A 14370-nucleotide genomic window follows, 5' to 3' on the forward strand; every position below is an offset into this window, starting at 1 on the left:
TGCTCTCAGCAATATATCAGTTTAGTATATTGAACCGTGTGCCAGTTTCGATAACAACCTATATTTATATTACTAGAAAGCTTGGGTTGTTTATAAGTCACTACTTCAATTTTTTTGGTAGTAGTAACATTTAAAATAAGGTTTGAATTATGTCAGCAAGTAGCGAGTCTGTTAAAAAGCAGTTGGATGAAGAATCAACAGCAAAAGCACCTGAAGTTTTTTTTGAAGATCGGAGTCTTCAAAAATATGTAGGTAATAATCTTGTCAAAATATTAAAAATTATTTTTGCAATGGATAATCCTGATTCATTGATTGAGTTAGTGCCCGGATTGTTTGGGATCGTCACTATAGAAAATTTTAAAGGCATAGATCGTGACTGCTTTAAAGATTATATTATTAATAACGACATTGATCCCATGAATATTAGTACAAGCAGGCAAACACAATACCGAATAAAAGATATTCTTCTTCCGCGATCAGGAACTTGGGCCTCTTTTTTTAAATTTAGAGAATCCTGTGAACAAATGAAGATTACTTTAAAATTTCAGGTAGATGTGCCAAACGGAACAGACAGCGCCTCCAAATTTACTCATTGCTTTTTTGACATGCATTTTGATGCGTTGCGTTTAACTCAGGAACGCGTTGCAAATTTATTAAAGGATAACCCTCACATACTTATGTTTGACCAAGAGGTCGAACAAAATACTTGCTCCTTACAATAAGAGTTTTTGCGATTAGTCGTCGTTTCGTCACATGATACCCCCGCGACTGGGTTTGACGAAACGATAACGACAGAAAAAATCTATAGAGTGGGTAACGTGCATTAGCTATCGATACTTTGATGATGAAGTGATAATAAATCATACACCACCTCAACCGGATGTCGCGTTTGATATCCCGTCCGATAGTTCACTTGAGTGCGACAAGAATACCCATCCACAAGATTTGATTGTGCTGCTTGCTCATCGGCAAAAAATGGCTTCCAGGAGAGTTCAAACAACCCTTTTGACTCATTTTGATGAATAACTTCATGGCCATAAGAACCTGCCATGCCACAACATCCAGTTTTTATCAGGTTTAGGTGAAGTCCCAGGAATGCAAATACCCTCTGCCACTGCTCCTGTGCTTCATTGCAATTAGATTGTTCTGTGCAATGACTCAGTAAATTATAGTGTGTACTGATTTCTGAGTTGTTTATTTTGAATTGATTTGAATCCTGACTTCCCATGTGCTCTGATAACCACTCCTGAATTAATAAAACCCGGTACTCAACAGTCTTTTTTAAAAGCTCCGGATATTCATTTCTATAGGTTAATACCATCGCAGGATCAAGACCTATCATTGTGACATGATGACGTGCCAATTGTTCCAAAATCAATGCATTTTTATGAACTAGTCGAGCAAATTGTTTCAATTTTCCCTGAACATGAAGGGATTTTCCATTCTCAAACCAGGGCATCACATAGATTTCATAGCCTAATTGCCGCACCAGTAAACAGGTTTTTATGACTAAATCTGCTTCATAAAAACTGGTCACCCAATCCTGGATCAACACAACTGATGTTCCGGGTGGAGGGAGTTGATTTAGATTCAATAAAGGGATCTGTTCTTTTTTCAATAATACGGAAAGCTGGGGACTACTAAATAATGGGGGATTAACGAAACCAGCTGTTTTTTCCAAAATACGGAGAATAACTCGATTGGAGAGAAAAAAATTGCTCAATCTGGGAAATTTACTTTGGTAATATCCCATACGTTCACTGTAGGCAATCAAATAATTGTTCAGAGACCGAAAATAGCGCGAATGATAGGCCTCTAAAAATCGAGATCTGAATGAAGGCACATTAATATTAACAGGGCATTGTGATTTACAGGCCTGACAGGAAAGACATCCTTCCATGGCCGAATAGACTTCATGAGAAAAATCGTATTGCCCCCTCTTTTTATGGTAGCTGTTAATCAATCGCCTTAAGGGATTTGCGGGTGAGGTATCGTTATTGGATTTCCCAAGTTGCCTCAACCACTCCCTGACAAGACTAGCCCGTCCTTTAGGTGAATGAACTCTATCACGAGTGATTTTATAAGAAGGGCACATAACGTCGTCGATTTTGTAATCAAAACACACCCCATTACCATTACAATTTATAGCCAATTGGTAAGTCTCTCTCAGTGTTTCGGAGATTTGTAAATCTGAACTGGCTCGAGTCTCTTCTGATGCTACACGCATTAAAGGTGTATTAATCCCGATAGGCACTGCAATTTTTCCGGGATTTAATTGATTATAGGGATCACAACTTGTTTTAATTTTTCTAAGCTCTTCATATAAAATCTCGCCAAAAAACAAAGGCACGTATTCACTTCGAAACCCCTTACCGTGTTCCCCCCACAATACACCGCCATATTTTTGGGTCAGATGCGCTACCTGCTCGGTAATTTCATAATATTTTTGCCTGTCTTGGGCATCCATTAAATTCAATGCAGGACGTACGTGCAAACACCCCACATCAATATGACCAAACATGCCATACTGCAAGCCATAGGAATCCAGTATTTCACGAAATTCACGCACATAGTCGGGAAGATGTTCAGGAGGAACTACCGTATCTTCAACTCCTGAAACCGGCTTTCTTATTCCTTCTGTTTTACCCAACAAACCCACACTGCGCTTACGCAGCTCCCAGAGATTAGCAATGTCTTTTTTCTTATCGACGTAATGATAATCAAAATTCTGCAAATGTACTTTTAAGGAATCCACCTTCTGTTTCAATTGCTCCTCATCATCAGCAACGAACTCTATAAGATTCAGCGCTGCTGGATCAATCGCTCCTTTTGAGGTAACAAAAGCACGAATACTGCGATAAATAATGTCTGTTTTAGCTAAATTCAAAACCGTTTCATCAATCGTTTCAATTGCTTCTGGCTCGAATAGAACCAAATCTTTCGCCTGTGCAAGCGCTTCTTTAAAAGAGGAATACAAAACTACAAAAAGAACTTTGAATTTAGGAATGTTGGTTAGTTTAAGTTTGATCCCAGTCACATAAGCCAAGGTGCCTTCTGAACCGGTTAATACCGCATTAAGATTAAAGCGCTTGCCATCAGATGAGTAAATTCGAGTCAGATTATAACCAGTCATAAAACGATCTAATTTAGGAAATTGACTGCAAATCAAAGAGCGATGATCTCGTACTGTTTGTTCCACTTGCCGATACAGTTGCCCCACCCGGCCCGGCAGGTTTTTCATCTCATCCAGACGAGAAACATCAATTTCTTCACTGGTGTGAGTCTGACCATCGGGATACACGGCAGTTATTGCCAAAACATGCTGGCTGGTTTTACCGTACAAACGAGACCCTTTGCCGCTGGCATCCGTACTGACCATACCGCCCAATGTCGCCCTGTTACTTGTAGATAAAGTGGGCGCGAAGAATTTATTGTATTTTTTCAAAAAATCATTTAACTGATCCAGTACAACCCCTGGCTCAACAATAACCCACCCTTCCTCTGGATTTACCTCAATAATGGAATTCATATACCGTGAGCAATCAATGATGATTCCTGTATTCAAAGATTGGCCATTTGTGCCTGTACCACCTCCGCGGGGAGCAAAAGAAAGATGCTGATATTCTTTACGTTGTGCCAAGGTAAAAATGGCTGCAATATCGTGTTCACTTTTAGGATAAATTACCGCTTGAGGCAAAACTTGATAAACGCTGTTATCAGTCGAAACAATTAACCGACTACTCAAAGACTCATCAATCTCACCATGAAAGCCGGCGTCTTCGTTCAGGGCTTGTAAAAATAAACGAACTGATGGAGGAACAGCTGAAGAAGCGGTCAGTCGGGGAATCATCCTTTCGTACCCGGAAGGGGTTTGTGATTGTAACAGTATAGCATAGGCTCATAAAACCGAGCCATGGCTATAACGTTTTACATCAACAGAACCACTTGTCTTGTAGTTAATGAGTCCTACGATACCTTAAATGTTCATTTCAGGTGTTTCAATATAAAATCGCTCACTCTCATTAATCACATCCAGTGATTCCTTAAGATTATCTACAAAATCTGCTGATCGTGTTTTTCCACTACTCCATATAGAGTAACGATGTTTCGCCAGAAGAGTCACATTGTCTTGTGTTAACACTTCTTTTAGTACTTCCCGGCAATCATGATAACAGGATTGTGCTTCCAGCTTTTTAACCAGTAAATCAAGAATGGTTAATTTATTTTGCCTCAACCCCTGGAACAGAGTTCTTATGATGCTGAATGAAGACAGCCCTTCACGTAAATAATCACGATGAGAGCGAATATTGTGTAACATGCGCTCCATATTGATGGCCTCTGTACCCACTTCCTCTATTAAAATATCGGCTGGTGAATGCAATACGCGATCCAATCGGCAATATTCGGCCATTTTTTTATCAACAAAATGAGCAATATGCTGCATTTCACCTAAAAAATGTGCCTGGTATTGGCGTTGGTTATCGGGATTATTTTGCGCTAATTTAAAGTATTGATTGAAGGCATTCACTTCGGCATGGGCGCTTGATAGGCCAGATCCACTATAAAAATGAGGTGCTCGAAATAAATCCCCACCCGCCAGAACCATTAACTCCTGTTCCTGGTGCTTTAAGATTCGTGCGGCAATTGCAGTACCCTGAGGATTGACAACAAAACTCTGCGAATTTTTAGTATCTAATCGGACTCGCGGATCATTTAAAAACGGGAATTTATGGGACAATAGCCTAGACCATTCCAATTGCATATTGATATGGATAAGTCGCGCAAAGTGTTTACTTTGATCCTTAGATGCAGAATCATTGGCTATTTGATTGAGCAATTGCATCAAAGTTTGCAATTCAGGAGGCACCTTGGTGGCAATATAAAATTGTCCCTTGGTTTCAAACGTTCTCAAATTATCTTCTTTTTCATCAATTTTTATTTTGAAAGTATCCGAATGGATCAATTCATCAAACGCCTGACTTAATTGTTGAGCTAATTCATCATTATTGATATGACGTTTCAATTCAATAAAATGATCATGAGATGAATTTAAAAAACCTGAAATAAACCCTTCAATTTGAATCCTAGATGGCTGAAATTCATCGCGAATTTTCTTGATATGAGTTAATTGTCCATTAATCTGAAAAGGATTCTGAGGGTTATTTTCCAAAATATCATAAATCATCGTGATGTATGCGTTGGGTGTCTCATTGCGATTAACTTCAGCTTTATTAGGTGATTTCAGTAAATAAAGCGGATTAGAAAACGCATTTCTCCCCCCTTCAGCGCAATAGACATAATCGCATTCAAAGCGCGTTTTATGATTCAAAACACCGACACGAAATTTTTTATGAGTATCATCCGGTGGTATGATTTCATGAGCTTTCACTCCGGTTACAATCTTAAGATCTGATGAATTAACTCTTGATAACTCAACTAACCGGCTCATTAACGCCCGCTCCAGATCCTTAATCACGATGTGACCTCGGCCATCAGGATAGATATGCCCGCGATAAAATAATCTATTGTATTCAACAGATCCCAAATAATGACGTAAATCAGCCATAATTGAAGGATCTAATACAACGGCCTGTTTCCGAGTATGTAACTGTTCCCCCTGGCGTGCCTCAAGAAGAGTCACATTGGCTCCGGATTCATAAAGTTTTAATGCAGCCATTAAACCCGTTGGGCCTGCACCGATGACAACGAGATCCCTGGGGGTTGCCATTTGATTTTGAAAATGATTTGCAGTAATGCGATTAATGTTTGCCTGAGGTTTTAACAAATTGGATTTAATAAGATTCAACACGTCCAATTGTTTCTCTTCAAAACAATTCAATTGAAACCAGGTTAAATATTCATTAAAAAAATCGCGATGAAGTTCATTCACTAAAATATCGTTATTTTGTTCATAAGCATGTTTTATCTGCGCTAAAAGATACTTTGCTGACTCCAGTTTTTCTACAAGTTTTTGTTGTACCAACAAAATCTGGCTCAATCGCTTTTTGCCTTCTTTGTTCAATTGATAACCTTCGGTGTATTCACCATGCTCCAGCAAAGATTGGGTTACACTGTCTCTATTAATACTTAAGAGCAAATCAACCTGATCTCTATTTAAGCTATTCGCCCCCTCTAAATTAATATTGGGTAATTTTGAGTTAATATGAAGAAACAAGGCATCCAATTGTACTAATTCAATCATAGTGGTACACCATTTGCAGTTACTGATTAGACATGGTGCAGTATTGTAAAGAATAAAACTTAAGCAACTATTAAGAAACACTCTGCTGATTGCAATAATTCGTTAAACGATAAGTTTATCTTCGCCCCTAACTACTGGCTTATTTTGAACCATAGCCCAGGTTACGCCTCCAATAACCATTCCTGCACCTAATACTTGCAGCAAAGTAGGTGACGCACCGCGGAAGGCTGATAACATCATGGTCACTAGCGGCATAAAGTTATAAATTAAATTAGGTTCAGTGACACCTATTCGCTCAATCGCCTGTGTCCAGCATATATAAGCAATTACCGTGGCACCAATAACGAGGCCAACCAGGGACCAAACCGGTACCATGGATACGGGGAGCTTAGGCATGGGACTTAAAACCAAAGCTAAAACAAGTAAGAGTATAGCCCCGATAGTCACTACGATGGTTATGTTAATTAAGGGAGTCACATGACCCGGCAACCAACGACGCGACGCCACGGTATAAAAGGAAAAACACAGAGCGGAAAGAAGCGCAATAAAATCTCCCCAATTGAGACTTAAATTCGAGATTCCTGTATCGCTGGAACCCAGAACAGCCAATGTTGCACCGCTTACTGAAACAATTATTGCAATGACGGTATGGATGCTTGGAATTTCTTTACTCACTATTCCTTCTGCAATCGCAGTAAATACAGGAGATAGGGCCATAATTACAGCAACAGTTATAGGAGAAGTAACACTTAATGCAAAAAATAAACCGACTTGAAAGCAGGTTATTCCTATAAAACCAAGTAAAAAATAATGCCACCAATATCCTTTTAAGCTGGATAGTTTTGGTTTTTCTACAAAAAGGATTAGTGCCAGGAGTATAATCGCTCCAAAACCAAATCGTGCTGTTGCAGTATCCAGAGGGGTTAACCAGGTCATGGTTGTTTTACCCCAAATATAAGCAGCTCCCCAAAAAAATACAGCTATACAGGCTAATATACGCCCCATTCCCATAATCGTGTATCCCTTTATGTTTACTGCCATTAAGCCCGATATAATACGATTTAAATCGCCAATTAATATACATTTCCCACAATTCAACTTGGGGCTGTTGACAATTCAAGTTTCGACGTCCCGCGACTTGTTCGCGGGATCCAATTCAATCTTTATAGGCGTAATATATTCTTGTTTTACGCAAGATCTATCGATTCCGCGAACAAGTCGCGGAAAGTAGGCTTGAATATAATGAAATGTCAACAGCCCCTTGTGATGTTTTTTTGTTTATATGGATTGCTTTAGCAAGTAAATAACCTCTTCATCCGATGTCTGGGGAAAATTCTCATACCAAAGACCCACCGCATAAAAGTTAATGGGTTTCAGTGGACAGACTAATTGATCCACCATTGCAGCCAGTTCCTCGCAAGTTGAATATTCAGCAACCGGAACAGCAACAACAAGAGATGCGGGTTTCTGTTTACGAATTGCTGCAATGGCTGCACGCATGGTAAAGCCGGTTGCAATGCCGTCATCTACTAAAATAATGGTTTTTCCATTCAAGGACGGATAAGCGCGATTCCCATGATATAAAAGTTCTCTACGTTCTAATTCTTTCTGCTCTCGTTCAACAACCGCTTTAACGGACGATGAATCCAGATTTAATTGCTTCATCAAAGGCTCATTAAACAGTAGGGTTCCCCCCGATGCAGTTGCCCCCATGGCAAGCTCTTCATGCCCAGGAACTCCTAATTTTCGAACGACAAACACTTCAAAGGGCAAAGACAGTTCCCTTGCCAACTCATACGCTACAGGAACTCCCCCACGAGGTAATGCCAAAATAATCACATCTGCCTGGTGAGCATATGATTTGAGATGTTTAGCCAGAATGATTCCTGCTTCTCTGCGATCGATGTACTTGTCCATTTTTGTTCACCACAACACAACCAGGATTCAGTCATGAACCCTGACTATCAATAGCCTCGCACAATCAAGGTTTAATTATAAAAATAAAATGGCTTATATTAAATAATGATCAATTAGGGTCTATTAACATTTTATCTGTTTACCCCTGCTTCCCGCGCCTTACCTGGTTTATCGGTTAAATAACTACACAGTTATTATAGACCATGCAGCCATCCATGTTTCAGATGAGCACTGATGGTTGCAAAATGGGGCAATATATTCCTTAAAAAACAGATACTAATCAGGAATATACCTACTCTGGTGAGTTGATGATTACGATTTTGGTGATTCCGAAATATTTCTGATCAGTGCTTAAATAGAAAAGGGTGGCTCACTGAGCATGTCTTCAGCCTGCTCTCCTAAATCACGCAAATCATACAATTCATTTAATAATAAATCACAGGATGACTCTGATAATTCAGAAAAGAAACTCATGCTCCGACTGATACATGGGCTTGATATCATCGAGGGTGGGGCATAATCGTCAGAAACTGAAGAGGCAGCAGAGCTCACGTCAGAAAAAAAACGTAACTGCTGGCTTCCACACGGGCTCGAAGACAGATTGAGGGGGTCGCAATCATCAGAAACTGAAATTACCGAACTGCTCATTTGGATATTGGGCTCGGCAGGTTGAACATCAAAATCACTGGATACAGTGTGAATAGTACCCTTTTTATGTCTTTGAATACAATAATATGAATTTTTAACCTGATTCGCTGAATGATTTAATTCTCGACCAATTAAAGCAAAACCAGCCCCTTCTTCTTTTCGTTTAAAAATATAATTCAATTGATCTAGAGTGAAAGGATCGCGAGAAAGGCTGGGATTCAAATGATCATACCATCGTTCACGACACTGCTTTCCATTTGGAAAAAACGAAAAACTTCCAGGAGGGAGCTTTATAAGAAGCTCAAACTCCAGGTGTTTTGCAATCACAGGCCAGGTTGACCTGGTCGGCTGTTCCACTAATTCAATCAATAAACGATCAGCGATTGAATTCCATTTAAAACGGCGAATTTGCTTTTTTGAAGGCATAAACATCTCATAAAGTATGTGTTTATTTTTTGCTCACATAGTATAAGGTAATATTACATGTATTTCAATTGGATCATTAAGAGCAAATTTTGAGATTTTCTGATTGAAGCACACAGAGGCAGGTTTTTCATGAGACCCGCTTAAAAATATTGATAAGCATCCGCTTATCTTGTAACTTAACCTCCACTGAATGAACGCTTGCTTCATTTCTTAAGGATTTAACTACAACAAAAGAAGGATGTTATATGAGAAAACTCGTTGCTTTAGCCATGCTATTCACAGCATTAGATGGTTTTGCGAATGAATTACATTCGTATGTGAAAATCAAAGAGACTGTTGCAAAGGGGCAGTTAGTTCGCGTTTTTGTTGATTACGCTAAATGCTCAGGGCCAAGCAGCGGTTATAAAATGGCTAATTATAATTCAGCGTACACCCCTAATGAAATTGCAATTAACAATGATGCCGGTTATATGGCTGCTTCCATGATGCATTTTACCGTAAATCATCCCCAATATCCCAACCAGCCACTCTATGAATTTATTCGCTACACTATTGCGAGTAACGGTGACGTTTCAATCAGTTTAATTCCCTTAAACGCGACAGATTACACACCACTATCCGACAAAATTACTTTTAAATGTACAATTAATGAATCAGCGCATTTCTTTATAGAAAAAAAGTAAGCCTTATTCTATTTGAAATGTCATTTTTTTAAGACCCTTTATTGATTTTTATCCATATAAAGCCTTTCTTTTCGACAATTCCTTCGAGGAGATAAAATGATAGGCGGGGTCTTGAACTTTTTTAATTTGCATGGGGATGATGCATGTATGTAATTAACGAATATCAATTGGTTAATGTCGCTTCTGATGTTTACCTGACTAACGCAAACCTGGGCGCTAAAATACCCCACCCAAAATTCGCAGAACTTTTGGCTGAATTGAAAGAATGCCATCATCTGGAGTGTTCTGAAGATTTTTTAATACAGCTTTCACAACGCTATGGATTCGATATTAATGCGTTAAAGAAAGTACTGGTTGAACAATTAAATGTTTTAAAGCCAATGTTGCAGCAAAAAATACCTCTGATCTATATTAATTGCGATGTCGCTTTAATCAGAACTGTATTACAGGAAACACTCAGTAAACATCATCATGTTCAATTAGTGAATGAAGAACTGTTCCCCTACGAAAAAAATTCAATGGTGATCTACTTTCGTAATAACTACTCAAATCAATCCTTTAATTCACTATACCAAAATCTGGATGAAGATGTTTATCTTGTTACAGCAGGAGTTCTTCATCAATTATTAATTATTGATAATCTGTATGTCGCAGGAAGTGGATTGCCCACCCATTATTCTAATTTGCATCAAATAATGAATTATCTAAACAGCTCTATTCCAGCCACTAAAAACAATTGGCTATTGCTTTATCGTGACATGATAAAAAATTCAATGGCGCAATTCCCCGATCCAGAAATTAATAGCTGTCAGCAAGCGTACATTGCTTATTGTCTGAATCAATTTATCGCTCAATTTACAAATCTCTGGCAAGCTCCCACACCTTTCGATCAAGTCAATTGCTTTTGGCAGGCAGATCTCAACAGTTTCACCATAGTCAGTGAAGCAGCGCTTCATTCTCCTTTTGCAGAACAAGACATGAAACTCAATTTAAATCAGATAAAAGTGCGGGAGACTGCTTAAATAATGGAAAACAAATCTATATTTATTAATGGACTCATTGAAGGCAGCCTGGATTCTCAAGTGTACCAGGATGTACGCCGAACCTTTGCCAGAGAAACTATATCGTTTTTAAAACACGGTAATCTATCCATTACCAATATCAATCCTAAACTGATTAATCGGGTGCAATTTACTGAATGTGAAATCTCACCTTTTCATAGCCATGATATTGATTGCAGTTCCATGGAAAATACCTCGTTCCAAAGAAAAGCATCAACCCCCCGATTCAGTAACCAAAAAATTGATTTTGCTCTTTTGCAACAATTATTAGTCAATTGCTTTTCCCCCAATGAATTCAATAAAAGGCCTTATCCCTCAGCGGGAGGACTTTATCCAGTAGAGCCATTGGTATTTTTGTTTCAGGAGCGAATTGATGGATTTAAGGGGCCTTCAGGGTGCTATCATTTTCGCCCAATCAGTAAAAAATTGCAGCTTATAAAAAAAATGGAACTGCAGACCTTGTATAATAAAGTTCTTCATGGCTCGGTTGGCAACAATCAGGAATGTTGGCCTAATTTCACTGTGCTTTACTTGGCACATCTTGGCAAAGCCATCTTTAAATACCGCTATCGCGGCTATCGGCATGCACTCATGGAAGCAGGATCGATGTTTCAGCATGCTACTGTGATATCACAACAAAATGATCTGCGCACCAATGTCTGGTCAACCTTCAGTGAACAAGAAATGCTCTATGAATTGGGACTTGATCATGGAGTTTATTTGCCCTTAACAACGCAGTTATTTGGTTATGGAGAGTAACATGGATCTGGCTCGCTTCAGAGATTACCCGCATCTGCCACAATGTACCGTTAAACACGCCTCTATTCATTATCCAGTAAAAATTAAATTAAGTAATGAAAGCCTTTTATGCGCTCCCAAATCAATGATTATTGATGGAATTATCAGTTATGGGGGAAGTACCGGAATTGGCCTGACTCTTCCTTGTAAAGCCTATGGTGAATATTATGAACGCAATCATTTATTTACCGGTGTTCAGGTAAGCAGTTACAAAAAATTAAATCAGATACAGCCTCTGTCCTATCAAGAACAATTGAGTTCTTTATGTCAATTAAAAGTGACTGATAAAGAAAGCTGTCTGGACCATGTATTCGCCTTTACCCAAGTCTTCAATTTGTTTGACGATCAACCTCAAGAGTTTTTTTATAACGGGATATCGCTGACCTGCAATAAAGAAGACAGTCCATTCATTAATTACAGTGACAGCTGTGCTTGCGCATCCCATCCCCAAAAAGAAAAGGCTCTTTATAATTCGTTGATGGAGTTTATCGAGCGCCAAGCCCTGTTAGGCAGTTGGCTGTCTCAAAGTTATCAATACTGCATCAATCCACAACTGCTAAAAGAAGTCACTCCTTATGAGGAATTAGCCGAATTATTTTTAGATAACGGGGAGCTTTATATTTTTCACAATGGAAACAAATTACCTGGTCATACAGTCATTATGTTTTATTTTGCATCTTCTGATGCCGATATGGTTCAATACTCGATAGGCTCAAGCAGTGGTTTAACCCTTGAAGAAGCATTACTGTCTTCCTTTGAGGAACTGTACCAATGCTATTCATTTTTGTACAACATGGAAAGTTCGGTGGGTCTGGAAAACAAAGCCGGGTCCGGATACCATCTTGAATTTCAAAAATGCAACACGCGAACCATTCGAGAAACCATACCCTTCATGAATCAGGTAAAGCCCTGTACCATCAATTCACTCCAGGATTTAAATCAGGTTCGCCGATACACTACTGAGGAGCTATTGGCAGAACTACAGGATATTTCCCGAGATATTTATTATTACCATGCTCATGACAAGGCTTTAGGACTTCATTTTACCAAAATACTGAGCCCTGACTTTTTTACACATATGTCATTAAATAATAATCTTAATATCCAAAACAAATATGCTCGTCTATTAAATATTACGCAACAAAATGCCTTTATGGGAAAAATTCCGTTTCCCTAGGGGCTGTTGACATTTCATTATGTTCAAGCCTACTTTCCGCGACTTGTTCGCGGAATCGATAGATCGTGCGCAAAACAAGAATATATTGCGCCTATAAAAATTGAATTGGATCCCGCGAACAAGTCGCGGAACGTCGAAACTTGAATTGTCAACAGACCCTAATCAATCACTATATTGTTCTCAGGTAACTCCAGCTTGAGAATAGATAGGATTGTTTTGATAGTTGGTTCGCAACTCAGATTTTAAAGTTATAGGAAATCAGACAACAATTGATACATGAACAATGAATAAAAAATGCAGAATAATTTACAAAATCATTAAGATAATGGTAAAGTTAAAGTCGATTTTAATATCAATGAACGATGAAAAATATAACAAGATTTGATTTACTCCACTTTCAAATTTTGCAGTTTATTTTTCAGGATGATAACTTTTTTATGAGAAGGAATTTATATGCATCACAATAAATTAAGCGCTCTGTTTCTTGCATTAGTGTCCTCTACAACTATAGCGGGTACAATGGGTCCAGTAATGACCTCTGACCGCTATCTACTTTTAGAAGCAGGAGCTAGTTTTACCCATGGTTTTTATAGCAGCTCCGCTGTTTTTCCTGAAACAATAACCCCTCTCTTTCCAAATGGAATTGCAATTAATTTAAATGATTTTTACCCCAATAATTTCTGGGGAGGATACATTGGAGCATCCTATTATGTTCCTGCAAACTGGTTGTTTAATGCCCGTTATGAAATGTATGGCAAAAAAGACAAAGTGAATCCCTTAAATACTGGAAGCATCAGTCTCGCTCCTGTAAAACTAGCCTTTACAGTGGATAAAGTCTTTGGCGATTTTCATTCATTCAGCTATGGAGTAGGTGCCGGAGCGGTAATTGAAAATACAAATGATGGTGATGTATTCGTCACTACCAGTGTTAACGGAGCGTCTTCTGAGTCAATACAAGGCCGTTCAAGAATTGATCCTCAAGTAGAAGCATTTGGAATGTATCGCTTTGCAAATAATCTGGGGATTAAATTAAATGCCGGATACCAAATTCCTGTTAATAGCAAATTTGGTAATGGTGATTTGAATGTGTCTCTAGGAATAAACTACGGGTTCCCAGTCTAATCAATTATAAACAGGAGAGTAAGCTAATGGATAATTCAAATAACGAATTCAATTTGGATGTAGATGTTTTGTTTGATGACAGTGTTAATTTTGATCCTTCACTAAGCAGTTGTTGCTGCTGCTGTACTGCCGCATCATCAGAAACTGAAGAATAATTGATTGTTATAGAATAGATGTATCATCCCGAATTAGTTATTGAAACAACTGACTCGGGATTTTTTTTGGATGAAAAAATCAATTAGAGTCTGTTGACAATTCACTTTTTCAATTACCCGAAAATATATACGCCCTTGGTCAAACCGAACTCGGGAGGATGTTAAAGCAATGGAAAGCGGA

General features: G+C 38.6%; 12 protein-coding genes. 7 read left to right on the forward strand and 5 right to left on the reverse strand.

The features are described from left to right. Positions 1-149: 149 nt before the first annotated feature. Positions 150-722: a hypothetical protein gene (locus tag ELY21_RS05865; protein ID WP_127107746.1), complete on the forward strand. Its 573-nt coding sequence runs from the start codon at positions 150-152 to the stop codon at positions 720-722. A gap of 101 nt (positions 723-823) precedes the next feature. Here the strand turns inward: ELY21_RS05865 and ELY21_RS05870 are convergent, their stop codons facing one another. From ELY21_RS05870 to ELY21_RS05890, 5 genes are all read right to left on the reverse strand, one after another. After that, entirely contained in the window at positions 824-3850 is a 3027-nt protein-coding gene (locus tag ELY21_RS05870) for an FAD-binding and (Fe-S)-binding domain-containing protein (protein WP_127107748.1), read from the reverse strand. Between the two features lie 126 nt (positions 3851-3976). Next, on the reverse strand, positions 3977-6202 hold the full coding sequence (locus tag ELY21_RS05875) for an NAD(P)/FAD-dependent oxidoreductase (RefSeq protein WP_199741646.1): 2226 nt from the start codon (positions 6200-6202) through the stop codon (positions 3977-3979). Positions 6203-6304: 102 nt separating this feature from the next. Beyond that, complete coding sequence (locus ELY21_RS05880; RefSeq protein ID WP_127107750.1) at positions 6305-7243, reverse strand: DMT family transporter; 939 nt, start codon at positions 7241-7243, stop codon at positions 6305-6307. Positions 7244-7480: 237 nt separating this feature from the next. After that, the gene (locus ELY21_RS05885; protein ID WP_127107752.1) at positions 7481-8119 is read right to left on the reverse strand and encodes a phosphoribosyltransferase; all 639 of its coding nucleotides are present in this window, start codon (positions 8117-8119) and stop codon (positions 7481-7483) included. A gap of 351 nt (positions 8120-8470) precedes the next feature. Beyond that, positions 8471-9193, reverse strand: a complete 723-nt coding sequence (locus tag ELY21_RS05890; RefSeq protein WP_158618519.1) for a hypothetical protein — start codon at positions 9191-9193, stop codon at positions 8471-8473. 245 nt (positions 9194-9438) lie between these two features. On the opposite strand from ELY21_RS05890, the gene ELY21_RS05895 reads away from it, so the two are divergent. From ELY21_RS05895 to ELY21_RS15920, 6 genes are all read left to right on the forward strand, one after another. Next, the gene (locus ELY21_RS05895; RefSeq protein WP_127107757.1) at positions 9439-9876 is read left to right on the forward strand and encodes a VirK family protein; all 438 of its coding nucleotides are present in this window, start codon (positions 9439-9441) and stop codon (positions 9874-9876) included. A gap of 143 nt (positions 9877-10019) precedes the next feature. Further along, entirely contained in the window at positions 10020-10898 is an 879-nt protein-coding gene (locus tag ELY21_RS05900) for a hypothetical protein (protein ID WP_127107759.1), read from the forward strand. A 3-nt stretch (positions 10899-10901) separates the two neighbouring features. After that, positions 10902-11696 (forward strand): nitroreductase family protein, encoded by a 795-nt coding sequence (locus tag ELY21_RS05905; protein ID WP_127107761.1) that lies wholly within the window; start codon positions 10902-10904, stop codon positions 11694-11696. A gap of 1 nt (position 11697) precedes the next feature. After that, positions 11698-12912, forward strand: coding sequence for a YcaO-like family protein (locus ELY21_RS05910; protein ID WP_158618520.1), 1215 nt, complete (start codon positions 11698-11700; stop codon positions 12910-12912). A 453-nt stretch (positions 12913-13365) separates the two neighbouring features. Beyond that, positions 13366-14034: a hypothetical protein gene (locus ELY21_RS05915; RefSeq protein WP_127107765.1), complete on the forward strand. Its 669-nt coding sequence runs from the start codon at positions 13366-13368 to the stop codon at positions 14032-14034. A gap of 26 nt (positions 14035-14060) precedes the next feature. Continuing rightward, complete coding sequence (locus ELY21_RS15920; protein ID WP_255411172.1) at positions 14061-14189, forward strand: hypothetical protein; 129 nt, start codon at positions 14061-14063, stop codon at positions 14187-14189. Positions 14190-14370 lie beyond the last annotated feature (181 nt).

The sequence above is a fragment of the Legionella sp. km535 genome (assembly GCF_003990085.1).
Taxonomy (GTDB): Bacteria; Pseudomonadota; Gammaproteobacteria; order Legionellales; family Legionellaceae; genus Legionella; species Legionella moravica.